Source organism: Radicibacter daui (assembly GCA_030657355.1).
Taxonomy (GTDB): domain Bacteria; phylum Pseudomonadota; class Alphaproteobacteria; order Radicibacterales; family Radicibacteraceae; genus Radicibacter; species Radicibacter daui.
The window spans coordinates 2,056,772-2,073,698 of record CP131056.1; the positions used below are offsets into that span (position 1 = coordinate 2,056,772).

Annotated in this window: 14 protein-coding genes and 1 pseudogene; 7 read left to right on the top strand and 8 right to left on the bottom strand. The window is 63.6% G+C overall.

All coding sequences use genetic code 11. The annotated features are described in order from the left end of the window. Positions 1–142 precede the first annotated feature (142 nt). Positions 143–1,399 carry a DUF2066 domain-containing protein gene (locus QTL98_RS09655; protein WP_445682007.1) on the top strand — a complete coding sequence of 419 codons (1,257 nt, stop codon included), beginning with the start codon at positions 143–145 and terminating at the stop codon, positions 1,397–1,399. A gap of 66 nt (positions 1,400–1,465) precedes the next feature. After that, positions 1,466–2,569, top strand: a complete 1,104-nt coding sequence (locus QTL98_RS09660; RefSeq protein ID WP_445682008.1) for an AI-2E family transporter — start codon at positions 1,466–1,468, stop codon at positions 2,567–2,569. A gap of 10 nt (positions 2,570–2,579) precedes the next feature. Here QTL98_RS09660 and QTL98_RS09665 read toward each other — a convergent pair whose 3' ends face one another. After that, the gene (locus QTL98_RS09665; RefSeq protein ID WP_445682009.1) at positions 2,580–3,482 is read right to left on the bottom strand and encodes a transcriptional regulator GcvA; all 903 of its coding nucleotides are present in this window, start codon (positions 3,480–3,482) and stop codon (positions 2,580–2,582) included. A gap of 123 nt (positions 3,483–3,605) precedes the next feature. Here QTL98_RS09665 and QTL98_RS09670 point away from each other — a divergent pair, with 123 nt between their 5' ends. Both QTL98_RS09670 and QTL98_RS09675 read left to right on the top strand, forming a co-directional pair. Then, the gene (locus QTL98_RS09670; protein ID WP_445682010.1) at positions 3,606–4,175 is read left to right on the top strand and encodes a VOC family protein; all 570 of its coding nucleotides are present in this window, start codon (positions 3,606–3,608) and stop codon (positions 4,173–4,175) included. Between the two features lie 56 nt (positions 4,176–4,231). After that, positions 4,232–4,963, top strand: coding sequence for an SDR family oxidoreductase (locus QTL98_RS09675; RefSeq protein WP_445682011.1), 732 nt, complete (start codon positions 4,232–4,234; stop codon positions 4,961–4,963). Between the two features lie 4 nt (positions 4,964–4,967). Here QTL98_RS09675 and QTL98_RS09680 read toward each other — a convergent pair whose 3' ends face one another. Next, positions 4,968–6,584 carry a CYTH and CHAD domain-containing protein gene (locus QTL98_RS09680; RefSeq protein WP_445682012.1) on the bottom strand — a complete coding sequence of 539 codons (1,617 nt, stop codon included), beginning with the start codon at positions 6,582–6,584 and terminating at the stop codon, positions 4,968–4,970. A gap of 13 nt (positions 6,585–6,597) precedes the next feature. Further along, the gene (locus QTL98_RS09685) at positions 6,598–7,194 is read right to left on the bottom strand and encodes a SixA phosphatase family protein (RefSeq protein WP_445682013.1); all 597 of its coding nucleotides are present in this window, start codon (positions 7,192–7,194) and stop codon (positions 6,598–6,600) included. A gap of 192 nt (positions 7,195–7,386) precedes the next feature. Between QTL98_RS09685 and QTL98_RS09690 the strand changes: the two genes are divergently transcribed. Then, positions 7,387–9,489 (top strand): RNA degradosome polyphosphate kinase, encoded by a 2,103-nt coding sequence (locus QTL98_RS09690; RefSeq protein ID WP_445682014.1) that lies wholly within the window; start codon positions 7,387–7,389, stop codon positions 9,487–9,489. 182 nt (positions 9,490–9,671) lie between these two features. After that, positions 9,672–11,213 carry a Ppx/GppA phosphatase family protein gene (locus tag QTL98_RS09695; RefSeq protein ID WP_445682015.1) on the top strand — a complete coding sequence of 514 codons (1,542 nt, stop codon included), beginning with the start codon at positions 9,672–9,674 and terminating at the stop codon, positions 11,211–11,213. 81 nt (positions 11,214–11,294) lie between these two features. Here the strand turns inward: QTL98_RS09695 and QTL98_RS09700 are convergent, their stop codons facing one another. From QTL98_RS09700 to QTL98_RS09715, 4 genes and pseudogenes are all read right to left on the bottom strand, one after another. After that, the gene (locus tag QTL98_RS09700; RefSeq protein ID WP_445682123.1) at positions 11,295–12,032 is read right to left on the bottom strand and encodes an EF-hand domain-containing protein; all 738 of its coding nucleotides are present in this window, start codon (positions 12,030–12,032) and stop codon (positions 11,295–11,297) included. Positions 12,033–12,071: 39 nt separating this feature from the next. Beyond that, positions 12,072–12,185: pseudogene (locus tag QTL98_RS09705) on the bottom strand (hypothetical protein); the annotation flags it as partial. Positions 12,186–12,375: 190 nt separating this feature from the next. After that, positions 12,376–13,530 (bottom strand): ribonuclease D, encoded by a 1,155-nt coding sequence (gene rnd / locus QTL98_RS09710; protein WP_445682016.1) that lies wholly within the window; start codon positions 13,528–13,530, stop codon positions 12,376–12,378. Positions 13,531–13,702: 172 nt separating this feature from the next. Further along, complete coding sequence (locus QTL98_RS09715; RefSeq protein ID WP_445682017.1) at positions 13,703–13,891, bottom strand: hypothetical protein; 189 nt, start codon at positions 13,889–13,891, stop codon at positions 13,703–13,705. Positions 13,892–14,116: 225 nt separating this feature from the next. Here QTL98_RS09715 and aspS point away from each other — a divergent pair, with 225 nt between their 5' ends. Continuing rightward, the gene (gene aspS, locus QTL98_RS09720; RefSeq protein WP_445682124.1) at positions 14,117–15,913 is read left to right on the top strand and encodes an aspartate--tRNA ligase; all 1,797 of its coding nucleotides are present in this window, start codon (positions 14,117–14,119) and stop codon (positions 15,911–15,913) included. 205 nt (positions 15,914–16,118) lie between these two features. On the opposite strand, the gene QTL98_RS09725 is transcribed toward aspS, so the two are convergent. Beyond that, the gene (locus QTL98_RS09725; RefSeq protein ID WP_445682018.1) at positions 16,119–16,808 is read right to left on the bottom strand and encodes a GGDEF domain-containing protein; all 690 of its coding nucleotides are present in this window, start codon (positions 16,806–16,808) and stop codon (positions 16,119–16,121) included. Between the last annotated feature and the right edge of the window lie 119 nt (positions 16,809–16,927).

Sequence of the window (16,927 nt, forward strand, 5' to 3'; positions counted from 1 at the left end):
GGTGAAAAACGAAAGCCGCCGTCAAACAAGCGGCTGCCGGAACGGATCGGGGCCGTTATAGTCGGGGCGCGATCCGGAAACAACAAGGCGAGCAGCCTTCCGGGCAGCGTCGGAACAAGAAAGGCAAGTAGCTGTGGCAAGCATGACAAGCATCGCCGGGATTGTCCCTGCTTTTGCGCCCGTCCGGAGTGCCGGAAAGCGCGCGCGCGCCGGCCTTCTGGCCGGGCTGGCGCTGGCGGCTATGGTTGCCTTGCCCGGTCTTGCCACCGAGGCCCGTGCCCAGGGGCTGGGCCCGGCAGCGACGCGCGAGGTGCAGCGGCCGGGGGCCGAGCTGTTTGCCGTGCATGATGTTGCCGTCGACGCCACCTCAGACAACGCCGCCAAGGCGCGCGACATTGCCCGCGCGCAGGGCGAGCGCGACGCCTTCCAGCGCCTGATCGAGCGGCTTGTGCTGCCGGAAGACCGTGTGCGCGTGCCGCCGGTGAGTGATGACGAGCTCACCAACCTCATCCGTAATTTCGAGGTACAGAACGAGCGCACTTCCACCGTGCGTTATCTCGGTACCTATACGTTCCGATTCGATCCGGCCGGTGTCGGCGCGCTGCTGACGCGGGCGGGCGTGCCCTATATCGACAAGCAGGCGCCGGGCCTTCTGGTGCTGCCGGTTTACAATGACGGCAGCCGCCCCATCCTGTGGGAAGGCGCAAATCCCTGGTTCGACAGCTGGCAGGCAACGCCGCCCAAGAGCCCGCTCGTCACGCTTTCCGTACCCTACGGCGACCTTAGCGACGTGACGACCATCAGCGGCCAGCAGGCGGCCGAAGGCGACCAGCAGGCGATCGGCCAGATGCTGGACCGTTATCATGTGCAGGAGGCCGTGGTGGCCGAACTGGTGGCCGGCTCTCCCGATCCGGTCACCGCCACCAGCGCGCTGACGCTGCGCCTGCACCGGCTCTCCGGCTTCAATGACAGCGGCATCGATATCGTGAGCGTGCCGCCGGGCGTGGAGGGTGCGACCGCTGCTGACCGGTTTGCGCTTGCCGAGGGCGTGGTCGTCAATGCCGTGGCAGACAGCTGGAAACGCCTCGCTTTCTCCGGCGGCGCGCATGCCGACACGCTTGATCTCACGCTGCCGGTCGGCTCGCTGCAGGACTGGATTTCCGCGCGCAAGCTGCTGACGGGCCTGCCCTTCGTGCAAGGGATCGATGTGACATCGCTGACCGTGCATGAGGTGCAGTTCCGCGTGCGCTACACCGGCGGCGTCCCGCAACTGCAGCAGGCGCTGGCGCAGAACGGCTACAGCATTACCGATGACAGCGGGACGCCGGCTGCGGGCGGTATCGCTCCCGTCATCGGCCCGCTGACCCCCGGCCTGCATCTGGTCCGCACCGGCGCCTGAGGCGCCAGTACCGCAGCCCCCGTACGACACTCGTAGCAAAGGAACGCAATGACGCAGCCAAGAGCGATGCCCCTCGACCGACATGTCCTGTTCTGGATCGTCGTGGTCGTTCTTATGGTGCTGTTCCTGTGGCTGTTCAACGGCGTGCTGGGCCCGTTCCTGGCCGGCATGGCAATCGCCTATTTTCTCGATCCGGTAACGGACAAGATCGAGACGCGCGGCGTGCCGCGCGGGCTTGCGGCCTTTGGCATCGTGCTTCTGTTCTTCGCCCTGTGCGTCGGGCTGCTCTTCTTGCTGCTGCCGATGCTGGAAGAGCAGATTGCCGGGCTGGTATCGGCCTTGCCGGGCTATATTGAGCGGCTGCGCGATCTGGCCGCTCCCTATATCTACCAGATCAGGATGCTGGCTCCGTCCGACAGCGCCCATCCGCTGGCGGACGCGGTGGGCAAGGCCGGCAGCACCGTGGCCGGAATTGGCGCAGACCTTGCCGGCAAACTTCTTGGCGGCGGCGCGGCCCTTATCAACCTTGTCTCGCTGGCGGTGCTGACGCCGGTGGTCGCCTTTTACCTGCTGCGTGACTGGGACCGGCTGATTGCTGCGGTCGACGGTCTGCTGCCGGTGCGGTTTGCGCCGACACTGCGCGAAGAATGCCGCAAGATCGACACCACGCTTGCCGGCTTCGTGCGTGGCCAGGCGATGGTGTGCCTCATTCAGGCCGCCTATTACGGCATCGGCCTCAGCCTCGCCGGGCTCAGTTACGGACTGGTGATCGGCCTGCTGGCGGGCTTTCTTTCCTTCATCCCCTATGTCGGGGCCTTTATCGGCTTCGGCCTCAGCATGGCGGTGGCGTTCGGCCAGTTCGACGATCTGATGCGGGTGGCGATCGTCGCCGGCGTCTTCTTCCTCGGGCAGGCCATCGAGGGCAACTTCCTGACGCCCAAACTGGTGGGGGACAGGGTAGGTCTGCACCCCGTGTGGGTGATGTTTGCTTTGCTGGCGGGCGGCAGCCTGCTCGGCTTCGCCGGCGTGCTCGTAGCCGTCCCGATTGCCGCCGTCATCGGTGTGGTGACGCGCTTCCTGCTACGCAACTACCGCGACAGCGACTTTTATACGGCGCCGGCAGACCCTGCGGACAATCCGGCAGAGAAGACCGGCGACATCATTCCCTGAAAAGCGGGCCTCAGGCCGGCTTCTTCCGGTCGGCGTCCATTTCCGCAAAAAGCCAGTCGCGAAAGGCCCTGACCTTCTTCTGGCGAAGGGCGCTTGCCAGATAGACAACATAATATTTCGAGCGGGATTTCATCCTGATATCGAAGGGGCAGATCAGCCGACCGGCTGCCATCTCTGCCGATACAAGAGCGCTCCGGCCGAGCAGTACGCCTTCGCCGTGGACAGCGGCTTCAACGGCGTAGGTGGCTGAATCGAAGCTCAGGCCGCTGCGGGCGTCGATGCCTTCCAGCCCGACATGGCTTAGCCATGCAGTCCAGTCGATGCGGAAATTGTCGTGGATCAGCGTGTGGTACCTGAGGTCGCCCGGCGCCAGCAAAGGATGCTCTCCGTGCAGCAGTCGGGGGCTGCAGACCGGGAACACCTCTTCTTCAGAAAGAAGCTCTGCCTCCACCCCGTCATAGTTGCCGGTGCCGTAGCGGATAGCGATGTCGATGCCATCCCGGACGAAGTCGGCCAGCGCGCCTGAGGTGGAGAGCCGCACATCGATATCGCGATTGGCCCGATGGAAGCGATGCAGGCGGGGGACCAGCCAGCGGCCTGCGAACCCGTCCGACGTACTGACATTGAGCACCCCGGCGGCTCGCGGCGCGGTTGCAATCATGGTCGCTGCGCTGATCCGGTCCAACGCCGCTGCTACCTCGGTGGCATAGGCGGCGCCGGCGGGCGTCAGCGTCATGGACCGCGTTCCCCGCTCGAAGAGCTGCAGCCCGAGCCTGTCCTCAAGATTGCGGATGGCGCGGCTGATCGCGCCATGCGTCAGGTTCAGCTCGGTGGCGGCCCTCGTGAAGCTCAGATGGCGCGCCGCAGCGTCAAATGCCGGCAAAGCGGTTAGCGGGGGAAGTTTTCGGCTCATGGCAATCTGTGAGTAAAGCTCACAAATCCTGCAGCAAAGGTAGTTTGTCGTCCATAGGCAATGTGGGCAATCTTTCGGCTGTGTTTGAGGAAAACTGGAAGAAAAAATGCAGGGACTGTCGGCGTGGAATGCAAAATTTTTTGTGAGCATTCGTCGCCAGACAGTCCTGCGAGCTTTCGCAGAATTCCGCTCCTCGCTCTCTCTCTTTCACACAGCAGCAAAACCGAGGGCAGCATCATGCCGAAAATCCAGCCCCATCTCTGGTTTGAAAACCAGGCCGAAGAGGCGGCCGCGTTCTATGTCTCGATTTTCAAGGATTCCAGAATCCTGCGCCGTATTGATCTGCCAGACCCCGAACTGTCGCGTGTCGAGTTCGAGTTGGCCGGCCAGCCGATTGTCGCGCTGAACGCCCATTCGCATCCGCCATACAACGAGGCGTTCTCCTTGCTGGTCGAAACGGCCGATCAGGAGGAAACCGACCGGTACTGGGACGCGCTGGTTGCCGATGGCGGCAAGGAGCAGCCCTGCGGATGGCTGACCGACAAGTTCGGCATCTACTGGCAGATCACGCCGACCATCCTGCTTGAAATAATTGCGGATCCCGACCGGGGGAAGGCCGGCCGTGCCATGCAGGCCATGTTCCGGATGAAGAAGATCATCATCGCCGATCTTGAGCGTGCCTATCGGGGCTGACCGCCCTTCGGCGCCTCGGCACTCAACCCAATTCAAACAATTTAACGGAGGAAGCCATGTCTTCGCTTGCCGGCAAGACAGTCGTAATCGTGGGGGGAAGCTCCGGGGTGGGGCTCGGCGTTGCAGCGGCAGCCCTGAGCAAGGGAGCCCGGACCTATATCATCGGGCGCTCCGCAGAAAAGCTGAAGGTGGCGGAACAATCGCTGGGAGGGCAAGGCAGTGTCATCCCCCTCTCCGCTGACATGACACGGGAAGATGAGGTCGTACGGCTCTTCGCGCAAATCGGCAGCTTTGATCATCTGGTCGCGACTGCGGGAACGCCACCGACAAATTATCCAATCGGCGAGACCGATGTGGCGGCGGTGAAGGCTTTCGTGGAGAACAAGTTGATGGGGGCCGTTATCCTCGCCAAACATGCGGCCGGGGCCCTTGTGCCTGATGGCTCGATGACCTTCACCTCCGGCATCAACAAGGACCGGCCTCCCGTACCTGGCGGTTCTGTCGTGGCGGCAATTGCCGGCTCTTTCGGGTATTTTGCCAGGGCTCTGGCGCTGGAACTGGCGCCGGCCCGCGTTAATGTCGTATCTCCGGGGTGGGTTGATACCCCGATGTGGGACGAGCTGGTTGGTGATGCCAAGGCGGGCTTTTTTGCACAGATGGCGCCGAGACTGCCCGCAGGACGTATTGCAACGCCGCGGGACGTGGCGGCAGCCTATCTGTTTTTGATGGAAAGCGACTTTACGACCGGCGAGACCATTCGCATCGATGGCGGGCAAAACCTGATCTAGCAGGTCACTCTTCGGGCGCCAGAGGTTTGTCAGTTGTTGTCTGCGTCGGCTGGAGTTTCGGCTCCTTGCCACTGAAGCGGCGCCACGCTTCCGGCAGGGACTGCTGTGTTTCGCCGATACGGGCATCGATCATCGCGAGCGCGGCGGGAATACCGCCGGCCCGCTTCAGTCCCGAAAGGTGCTCCCGGGCGACGGCGAGATCGTTGAGGGTGCCGAAAACTTCCTGAACCTGCTTGTTACGACTGACGGAAGCAGTCGTGCTTTTTTCATACTGTTCATAAAATTCATGCGAATATCTGAATTTCTTGAACTTTTTTCTAAGCTCGTGGCAGGCCTCCAGATCCGCCCAGTCCATTGCCGAGGCAAAGGCCTTGAGATCGCCTTTCTGCCGCTTCAGGCGCTTGCTGGCGAATTTGGCGAGCGGCTGTCGCAGATGGGCAGCCCGCTTTTCGGAAAGCTCCTTTTTCCATCCTCCAGCCTCGATCCACAGCGCAAGTTCCAGCAGCAACCGGGTGACCCGCGGGGTGGAAAGCAGCTTGCTGAAGGCTGTGAAAGCAGCGGCGCGGCGCTTGCCAGCTTCCCGCCGTAGCGTGTCGCGGACAAGGAGGCCGCCTGCTTCCAGCACCGGCAGAGTATTGCCGCTCAGCACATCCCAGTCGCGCAGAGCCCCGGCGGCACCGGCAAGCTCCTTGATGCCGGTGAGGAAATCTTTTGTGCGCTCCTTCGGCAGCACCGGAGAAAAGAAACTGAAAGCTGCGCGCAGCCGGCGGATGGCAACGCGGAACTGGTGCACGCCTTCGGGATCGCCCGAAAGGGCGCGCGGCATGTTGGCGGAAAGGTGGGCCAGGCAGCGGCGCAGGCTGGCGCGTGCGGCATCTCCAACGGTCGGCTCGCCATGGCGGCCCTGTTTAGGAGCCCCCTTGTCGGCCTTGGTTGCGCCGGCCTCCAGCGCGCCTTCGATCCGTGGCTCGAAACCGTCGAGGCGGGCAAGGCGCCAGCCCCGCGCAGCCTTGCTGTCGCTCGAGGGCAGCAGCGGCGTGGCCTTGTGCAGGTTGAGAGCGACCTCGAACAGGTCGGCAAGGCTGCCGCGCACCAGTTCAAGCTCCAGTTCACTGACGGGGGTGCTGTGGTCTCCGGCCCTTATTTCGCCTTCGTCGATGGCGATCTCGACGACCGACAGCGGGCGCGGATGCACCAGGATGGTGCGGCGGCGGATGTCGGTGCTGAAGGCGATGGTCAGGATGGCATCGGCCGGCAGCAGCGTTTCGATACCGGCATCGGCAAGGCCGCCGCGGTCCGGTGCCGGAGTGGTGAGGGGCCGCTCCCACTCTCCGCGCAGGGAGAGGCCCGGCGCCAGCGCGTCGCGGATGCCGGCGCTTTTGATGGTCTGTATCCAGCCATCGGCAACATGGCGCACGCGCAGCGCATAACCGGCGGAGGCGAGCAGGGCCTCGGGGGTGTCGTAATAACTATCCTGCTGCCGCCGGTCCTTGATGCCCGCTGGATCGGCCATTCCCCCGGCCACCAGCGCAGCAATCACCTGATCGCCGCTGGCGCCGGCCAGGGCAAATTTCATTTCGATCTCGGCGGGCTGGGCGGCCGGTGCGGATTTTTTCTTCATCAGGGCCGGAGCTTCACTCGAGGTCGCGCGGGCGGGTGAAGGCGAGAAGGGCGCCGCCCGATTGAAGGTCACGCCAGCTTGCCGCGCCAACATCCAGCCGGGCAAGGGTGCCGGTGGCAAAGTTGTCGCGCAGGGCATCGAGTGCCGCGGCCGTGCCGGTGCTGGCAACACCACAGGCGAACTCATGCAGGTCCGGATTGTGGCCGACGATCAGCAGGGACTGCACACCGTCCGGCACGGCGTGCACACGCCGCATCACACCGTCGCCGCCACACAGGTAAAGTGACTTGAGAAAACGCGTGCGCACGCGCTCGCCCCAGGCCGCCAGCATGATGGCGAGTGTGTCGCGGGCGCGGCGGGCGGTCGAACACAGGATAAGATCGGGAGCAGCGATACGATTGGAACGCAGGTAATATCCCATCTGCCCGGCGGAAAGCAGGCCGCGCGTGGCGAGCGGACGGTCATGATCGTCCAGCCTTGAGTCCTGCCAGTCTGACTTGGCATGGCGCAGCAGCATGAGGGTACGGGTACGTCTGGCAGGGTTTTTTGCAGCGGCTCTGGGCGTTGCGGGGCTGGATGCAGGACGCCCTTCGTCAGAAAACACGGTCATTTCTTGGTTGTTTCGCCCCTTTGTCATGTAATTGAAACGTTCTTGGTGCGATACCGGAGAGCATGGGCATGGTGGGCGCACATTGTGCGCCATTTGGTCGGGAGGGTCCAGAGGACAATCCGCCTGATCCTCCATGCTGCCCGGAAAAGCGTCATCGTGATGGCCACAAAGACGGCCAGGGAGAGGATTGAGATGAACATGATTGCGGCTGATTCTCCGGAGCGCTTCATCAACCGGGAGATTTCCTGGCTGGGGTTCAATGAGCGCGTGCTGGAAGAGGCCTTCAACCGCAATCACCCGCTGCTGGAGCGGGTCCGTTTTCTCTCCATCTCCTCCAGCAACCTCGACGAATTCTACATGGTGCGCGTGGCCGGCCTTAAGGCCCAGGTGGCTGCCGGCGTGCCGGGGGACAGCGGCGACGGGCTGACGCCGGCCCAGCAGTTGCAGCGTATCCAGGAGCGCGTGGCGATCCTGATGGCCGAGCAGCAGCGCTGCTGGCGCGAACTGAGCCCCGAGCTTAATGCCGCCGGCGTGGAAGTGGTGGATACCACCGATCTCGACCGCACCGAGCGCAAGTGGCTGGAAGAGAAGTTCCATGCCGACATCTTCCCGATCCTGACCCCCATCGCGGTCGATCCGGCGCACCCGTTCCCTTTCATCCCCAACCGCGGCTTCAGCCTTGCGGTGCAGCTCTATAACCCGGTGCGCAGCCTCAACATGGAAGCGCTGGTCTTCATCCCCGGCCAACTCGCGCGCTTTGTGCGCCTGCCGGGCAAGGGCGCGCGGTTCGTGCGGCTTGAGCAGGTGATGCTCATGTTCCTCGACCATCTGTTCCCGGGTTTCGAACTCAAGGCCTCGGGCACCTTCCGTATCATCCGCGACAGCGAGATGGAGATCGACGAAGAGGCGGAAGACCTGGTCGTGACCTTCGAGACGGCGCTGAAGCGCCGCCGGCACGGCAACGTGGTGCGGCTGACGGTCGACAACATGATGCCGGAGGCGCTGCGCGAATTCGTGCGCGAGCAGCTGGACGTCAACCCGGCCGATGTCTTCGTCTTCGATGGCATGATCGGCGTGGTGGACGTCAAGGAACTCATCATCGACGAGCGGCCCGACCTGCAGTTCGCGCCCTATCGCGCCCGTTTCCCCGAGCGCATCCGCGATTTCGGCGGCGACTGCTTTGCTGCCATCCGTCAGAAGGACATTCTCGTCCACCATCCGTACGAGAGCTTCGACGTAGTGGTGCGCTTCATTCAGCAGGCGGCACGCGACCCGGATGTGGTGGCGATCAAGCAGACGCTCTATCGCACCTCCAAGGGCTCGCCGATCGTGCAGGCGCTCATCGAGGCGGCCGATGCCGGCAAGTCGGTGACGGCGATGGTGGAGCTGAAGGCCCGCTTTGACGAGGAAGCCAATATCGGCTTCGCGCGCCTGATGGAGCGGGCTGGCGTGCAGGTGGTCTATGGCTTCATGGAGCTCAAGACCCACGCCAAGATGTCGTTGGTGGTGCGGCGCGAGGCGGAAGGCCTCAGGTCCTATGCGCACTTCGGAACCGGCAACTACCACCCGATCACGGCCAAGATTTATACCGACCTGTCGCTCTTCACCTGCGATAGCGACCTGTGCGACGACGCGGCCAAGGTCTTCAACTATATGACCGGTTACGCGACGCCGGCGGACCTGAAGAAACTCGCCATCGCCCCGCTGACCCTGCGCGACCGGCTGATCGAGGATATCGAGGCCGAGATTGCCCATGCCGAAGCCGGGCGGCCGGCGGCGGTGTGGGTGAAGCTCAACAGCCTGGTCGATGAAAGCCTGATCGATGCCCTCTACCGCGCCAGCCAGGCCGGCGTGAAGGTGGAACTGGTCGTGCGCGGCATCTGCTGCCTGCGTCCCGGCGTGCCGGGCCTCTCGGAGAATATCCGCGTCAAGAGCATCGTCGGCCGTTTCCTCGAGCACAGCCGCATCGCCTGCTTCGGAGCTGGCCATGGTTTGCCGTCGCCCAAGGCCCGCATCTACATCTCCTCGGCCGACTGGATGCCGCGCAACCTCTACCGCCGCATCGAGACGCTGGTGCCGATCGAGAATCCGACTGTGCACCAGCAGGTGCTGGAGCAGGTGATGATGACCAACCTCTGGGATCAGGCGCAAAGCTGGACACTGGGCAGCGACGGCAACTGGACCCGTGCGCATTCGGAGCCGGACTCGGTCAATGCCCATGTCTACTTCATGACCAATCCCAGCCTGTCTGGCCGCGGCAGCGCCATCCATGGCGAGAAGACGGCGGCGCAGTAAAGCTTCCCTTCGGGGGCCGGCAATCCGCACAGCCTCACAGCAAAGCCCCGGCGCGACGGTTATTTTCAACCTTCGGGCCGGGGCTTTTGTCTTTGCCGCTTGGCGGATGCCGACAAGCCACTATGCTCGTCAGGACAAGGCCCGACCGGGGCCCGGATGGCGTGACGTTTCAGGAAGGACCAATGGTCGATCGTTTCGGGAGAGGGGCTTACGTGCCGGTGGCATCCGTGGCCGGAGCCGGTTCGGGCATCAGCGCTTCTCCGCAAGGGTGGGTCGGTGTCGTCGATATCGGGTCGAATTCGATCCGTATCGTGGTCTACAGCCGGCTCGGCCGTGCGCCCGTGGTCATCCACAACGAAAAGGTGCTGTGCGGGCTCGGCAAGACGCTGGAGCAGAGCGGCAAGCTGAACCCGGAAGGCGTTGAACTCGCCATCGTCAATCTTGCGCGCTTCCGGCACCTTGCCGAAGCGATGCGGCTGGTGCGGCTCGATGTCATTGCCACCGCCGCCGTGCGCGATGCGGTGGACGGGCCGGAGTTCGTGGCGCGGGTGCGCCGGGAATGCGGGCTCGATATCACCGTCATCTCCGGCGAGGAGGAAGCCCGGCTTTCGGCTGTCGGCGTCATCTCCGGCACCCCCTGGGCCGATGGCGTGATGGGCGATCTGGGTGGCGGCAGCCTTGAGCTGGTCGGCATCGACGACCATGCGCTCGGCAGCATGGTGACAACGCCGCTCGGTCCGCTGCGCCTCATGGGGATTTCCGGCGGCAAGGACGCACTGGTGGCGGAGATCGACAAGCGGCTGGACGCCGTGCGCTGGCTCTCCAGCTATGCGGGCCGCAATTTTTATCCCGTGGGCGGTGCCTGGCGTTCGCTTGCCAAGGCGCATATGGAACAGACCGGCCACCCTATCCACATCGTGCATGATTACGAGGTGTCAGGGCCGGAAATCACTGAACTTGCAAGCCGTGTCGCTGCCATGGGCAAGCCGGAGATCGAGAAGCTGCCGGGTGCCTCGCGCCGTCGGCGTGATGTACTGCCGGTCGCCTGTCTGGTGCTGGAGCGGCTTTTGATGCGGCTGGAGCCGCGCTCGGTTATCTTCTCCGCCTTTGGTCTGCGTGAAGGCGTGCTGTTCGACCAGTTACCGGACAGTGAGCGCATCAAGGACCCGCTGCTCGATGCCTGTGAGGCGCTGGAACATACGCTTGGCCGTTTTGGCCATGGCGAGATTCTGACCGCCTGGACCTCGCCGCTGTTTCCGGAGGAAACGCCGGGCGAGCGGCGCCTGCGGGTAGCCACCTGCACGCTTTCCGATGTCGGCTGGTTCGAACATCCGGATTACCGTGCCGAACATGCCTATCTGCGTGTCCTGCGCATGCCTTTTGCCGCGCTCAGCCATCCGGAGCGTGCTTTTCTCGCGCTCGCCATCCACGCGCGTTATAGCGGCGATGCCGGGGGCGGTTTTACCGCCGATGCGCGGCGCCTGCTGGATGAGCGCCAGGTAGAGCAGGCGGTGCGGCTCGGCCTTGCGCTGCGGCTCGCACATAACCTCTCCGGCGGTGCGCCGGCGCTGCTGGCGCCGACGGATCTGACGCTGACCGACAGCAGCCTGCTGCTCAGCCTGCCGCGTGAGGAGGATGTGATGATCGGCGATGCCGTCATGCGCCGGTTCGAAGCGCTGGCCTCGGCGCTGGGCGTCACCGCTTCGGTCCAGATGATCGACTGACGGCTGCCGCATCGGGAAATGAAAAAAGGGCTACCCGTCGGGATAGCCCTTTTTGCTGGAACTCTGGTCTGTCGGTAACCGTCAGGCCGCGCTGCCGAACATGGAGGCGGCAGAGGTCAGGCTGTCGGTGCTGGAGTAGGCGCTGGTCGCCTGCTTCATCATCAGGTTCATCAGCCCCTGCATCGGGTCGTTGCTCTGGCTTGCAGCGCTGCTGGCGTCCGTGCTGGTGCCGTCGCTGCCGTTCATGTAGGCCATGCGCTCGGCAAAGGAGACCACGCCGTCGCCATTGGTGTCAGCCGGATCGGTCGACTTGCTGGAGCCACCGGAACCGCCGGAGCTGCTGCTGTCGCTCGATGCGGTGGTGGCGTCGGTGCTGCTGTCCGGCGCTGCGCTGGCATCATCTGCGGGCGGCGGAGGTGGAGGAGCACTGCCATCGGCCGCGGCGACATTCTGGTCGTCCGGCGGCGGCCCCTTCTTGTCCTCGCTCGCCAGCTTGTCGAGATACTGGGAGAATTCGTCGAGGGTGATGTCGCCATCGCCGTTCTGGTCGACCTGCGCCATGAACTGGGCGGCCACGTCATCGGCCGCAGAACTCATGGTGTCGGCAGAAGCGCTGCTGTCCGAGGAGGACGAGGTGCCGGAGGCATCTTCCTGGATCTGCAGCAGGCCGCCCTGGGTCTGCTGGCTCATCTTGACGAAGAAGCCGGAAAGTTCGTCCTGCGACAGGCTGCCGGAGCCGTCACTGTCGATCGAAGAGAAAAGGTCGCCAAGAGCCTCTGACCCGGCACTATTTGCCGGGGAGATATTGCCGACCTGCATTCCTTGCCCAAAGGAGGCAAGCTCCTGAAGGCTTAGTCCGCCGCTCTGGTCCGTATCTGCACTCTTGAAGGCGTCCTTGGCCTTTTGCCCTATGGAACCTGAAGAACCCGTTGTTCCCCAAGCACTTGCCCCTGCCAGCGCGCTACCGATCATGTTCTTCTGCTCCAACGATGTGGGCCGCGCCGTCCCCTTCCGGCGGCGCTGATCGAACTTGTGTTCGGGCTGGTAGAAGCAGGGCTTGTGCCAACGCCTGGAAAGACGGCCTGCGACAAAATGACAAAGGGCCGGCTTCCCTTACGGAGAAGCCGGCCCTTCGGTGAAGCAGAGCAACAGGGAAGTTGCCTTATTCCTCGAGTTCGAACACCTCGACGGCACCGTCGCGGATGCCGAGGCCAAGTTTTCCGCCCTTGAGATCAAGCGCATCATGGCCGAAGAGCTCGAGCCGCCAGCCATGCAGCGCCGGCACCCCCGGCTTGTCGAAGGCGGCAATGAGTTCAAGGTCATTGCCGCTGGCAACGAGGCGCGGTGCAACTCCGGCTTCTTCGCAGCGGGTCTTGAGCAGCACCTTCAAGAGCTCGACCATCGGGCCGATCCCGGCCGGTAGCTCGGTGCGGTCCGGCGGCAGCGGCAGCTCATCCTTGGGCAGCGCCATGGCGCGCTGGATGGCGGCGATCAGTTCCTCGCCCAGCTTGCCTTCTGCAATGTTGCGCGGCAGGGCGCGGATACGGCCGAGATCCTTGAGGCTGGTCGGCGCCTGTCCGGCGATGTCGAGCAGGCTGTCGTCGCGCAGCAGGCGGTTGCGCGGAATATCGCGCTGCTGCACGGCGCGCTCACGCCAGGCGGCAACTTCGCGCAGGATGGCGAGGAAACGCGGCTTGCCGGAGCGATGCTTGATGCGCTGCCAGGCCTCCCACGGATCGACCTGATAGGTGGAGGGCGTGGTCAGCACCTCCATCTCCTCGGCGATCCAGCTCTCGCGGCCCGTCTCGGCGATCTGTGCGGCCATCGCCTCATAGATCACGCGCAGATGCGTCACGTCGGCGAGCGCGTAATCCACCTGCTTTTCGGTGAGCGGGCGCTGCGACCAGTCGGTAAAGCGCGAAGATTTGTCGAGGCTCTGCCGGGCGATCTTGTTGACCAGCGTCTCGTAACCGACGCTGTCGCCATAACCGCACACCATGGCGGCGACCTGGGTGTCGAACAGCGGGGTTGGAACCTTGCCGGTCATGGCCACGAAGATTTCCACATCCTGACGGGAGGCGTGGAAAACCTTCAGCACCTTTTCGTCAGCGAGCAACTCCAGGAGCGGCGCAAGGTCGATCTCCTCGGCGAGCGGGTCGATGGCGACCGCTTCTTCGGAGGTTGCGACCTGCACGAGGCAGAGCTGCGGCCAGTAGGTTTTCTCCCGCATGAATTCCGTATCGACCGTGACATAGGTCTCCCGGCGGGCGCGGGAACAGAAATCGGCGAGGTCGGAAGTTGTGGTGATGAGAGTCATGACAAATGCCATTACACCAGCCGGAGCCGGGCGCAAATGCTTATGCGCGCGGGAGGCGCCGCCGAGAGGCAACTAACCTCTCTTCGCGGGGTTTTGCGGGCACTTGTCTGCTCTCTTGCGAAGGGGCTGCACCGCCATCAGGACGATGCAGCCCGGCTTCACGGGACGAGCCTCAGGACGAAACCATGTCCGGCAGGGTTTCAACCACCGCACTGCGATTGCCGTGGGCGAAGAAATCCGCATTCTCGTTCATGAAGGTGGCAGCCCAGGCGCGGGCCTTGCCCTGCTCCTCGAAAACGGGCGCGCCGCTGATGGGGATCTTGTCGGTCCCGTTTGCGACTACCACGCGGTATCTGGCCATTATGCCCTCCGTTGGCTGGTCATCGGGACTACTGAATATGGCACCGGCGGGCAGGGATCCCACCCCTGAGGCCAATTTTTATGGAATTAAATGGGCTGAGGCTGGTACCGGAGGGGCCGGAAGAAGCACTGCCGACCCTAGAGTTTTCTTGACAAAAGACCGCCGGCACGGTGGTTTGGCGGAACTTTTAGGTCCGCCCTCTGTCAGAGATAAAAAATGAGCGAGTTGCACCCCTACCGGTCCCATACCTGCGGCGCGCTGCGCGCCGACCATATCGGCCAGACCGTGCGTCTGTCCGGCTGGGTGCATTCCAAGCGAGATCACGGCAACCTGCTGTTTATCGACCTGCGCGATCATTACGGTCTGACGCAGTGCGTGGTCGATATCGAGAGCGAGATCTTCAAGATCGTCGAGAGCCTGCGCGTCGAAAGCGTCATCACGGTTACCGGCCGTGTGGTGAAGCGCATCGAAGGCACCATCAACCCGAAGCTGCCGACCGGTGAGGTTGAGCTGCGCATCGATGAAGTGACCGTGCAGTCGCGCGCCGACGTGCTGCCGCTGCAGGTTTCCAGCGACGAGGATGCCGGCGAGGATATTCGCCTGCGTTACCGCTTCCTCGACCTGCGCCGCCAGAAGATGCAGCGCAACATCGTGCTGCGCTCGCGCATCATCACCTCGCTGCGCGGCCGCATGGTTGCCCAGGGCTTCACCGAGTTTCAGACCCCGATCCTGACTGCCTCTTCCCCGGAAGGTGCGCGCGACTATCTGGTGCCGAGCCGTGTGCATCCCGGCACCTTCTACGCGCTGCCGCAGGCGCCGCAGCAGTTCAAGCAGCTGCTGATGATCTCGGGTTATGATCGCTATTTCCAGATCGCCCCGTGCTTCCGTGACGAAGATGCCCGCGCCGACCGCAGCCCAGGCGAATTCTACCAGCTCGATGTCGAGATGTCGTTCGTGGAGCAGGAAGACGTCTTCAAGGCCATTGAGCCGGTGCTGCATGGCGTGTTCGAGGAATTCAAGGGCGAGCGCACCGTGGTGCCGGGCCCGTGGCCGCGTATTCCCTACGACGAGTCGATGCTGAAATACGGCAACGACAAGCCGGACCTGCGCAACCCGCTGGAAATTGTCGACGTGACCGAGGTGTTCGCCCGCGACGACGTTTCCTTCAAGGCCTTCAAGGGCGTGATCGAGGCCGGTGGTGTGGTGCGTGCCATTCCCGCGCCGGGCGCTGCCGAGCGTCCGCGCAGCTGGTTCGACAAGCTCAATGACTGGGCGCGCGGCGAAGGTGCCCCGGGCCTCGGTTATATCGTCTTCAAGGATGGCGAGGGCTCCGGCCCGATCGCCAAGTTCCTGCCGGAAGCCGCCCAGGCGGCGCTCAAGGAAAAGGTGGGCCTCAAGGCCGGCGATGCCGTGTTCTTCACCTGCGACAAGGCGCTGCCGGCGGCCAAGCTGGCCGGCAAGGCGCGTACCCGCATTGGCGAAGACCTTGAGCTGATCGATCACAAGCTCTTCAAGCTGTGCTGGATCGTCGACTTCCCGATGTATGAGGAAGACGAAGAGACCGGCAAGATCGACTTCTCCCACAACCCGTTCTCGATGCCGCAGGGCGGCCTTGAGGCGCTGGAGAGCAGGAACCCGCTCGATATCAAGGCCTTCCAGTACGACATCGTCTGCAACGGCATCGAGCTCACCTCGGGCGCCATCCGTAACCACCTGCCGGAGGTCATGTACAAGGCCTTCGAGATCGCCGGTTACAGCCGCGAGCAGCTGGAAGAGCGTTTCGGCGGCATGCTGTCGGCGCTCAAGTTCGGCGCCCCGCCGCATGGTGGTGCCGCGCCGGGTGTGGACCGTATCGTCATGCTGCTGGCCGACGAGCCGAACATCCGCGAAGTCATCGCCTTCCCGCTGAACCAGAAGGCGGAAGACCTGCTGATGGGCGCGCCGGCGGCCGTGGAAATGGAACGGCTGCGTGAGCTGCACATCAAGCTCGACCTGCCGAAGGCCAAGGTGAAGCCGGCCTGATCTCCAGGGGGCGGACAAGAAAATGAACAAAGGCCGGGAAGGGTAACTTTCCCGGCCTTTGCCTTTCTGGGGTGACGACAAAAAAAGGGCCCGGACAGAAGAACTGTCCGGGCCTTAGTCGCGCTAGGAAACTGGTAAAAGCTGCTTGCTGGAAGAGCCGGCGGAAGGGTGAGGGAACCCGGTGCCGGCGAAAGGGATGTGAAGATCAGGCCGCCATGGACTTGCGGGCGGCCTTGTCGGCATAGAGGTGACGGTCGGCCAGCGCGAAGACCTCGTCACGGCTGTCGCTGGACGCAAAGCTCGCATAACCGATGCTTGCGCCAGCCTCGATCACCTCGCCATTCCACTCGATCTGCATATTGGCAAGGCCGCGGGTAAGGGTGCGGATACGCTCGGCTGCGGCACGCTCGTCGGTGCGGGTCAGCACCACCGCGAATTCGTCACCGCCGAGACGGGCAATGATGTCGGCTTCGCGGACATTGTCGCGCAGCAGGTCGGCGGCATGGCGCAGCACGGCATCACCGGCCAGGTGCCCCTTGGTGTCGTTGACTTGCTTGAAACCATCGAGATCGATCAGCACCAGCACGCCGGCGGCGCCGTCATAACGGCGGGCGGCGGCAATCTCGCGATCGAACTGTTCGTTGAAGCCACGGCGGTTCAGGAGGCCCGAGAGTTCGTCGGCCATCGCCAGCGATTCCAGATAGGCAATCCGGCTGCGCTGGTCGGCCAGCATCTGCTCGGCTTCGGCCACCAGATCGAGAGCACGGTCGAGCAGCACGGAAAGGGAGCTGCCGAGACCCTTGCGGATATCCTTGAGCCGTTCGCTGGTGGCCGTGCCGTAAAGCAGGCTGCCGGTGGCGGGGGTCATTTCCTTGAGCGCGGAGTGTACGGTCATTTTTGCTTGCGTCCCTTGTCTGGTGGGGTGCGTTGACCCAATCAAAGCAAGGGGTGTGCCAAGCGTTTAGTGCATTGAAATTAATAGATAAAAATGAAAGAGGCAGGTTTTGCCGCCTG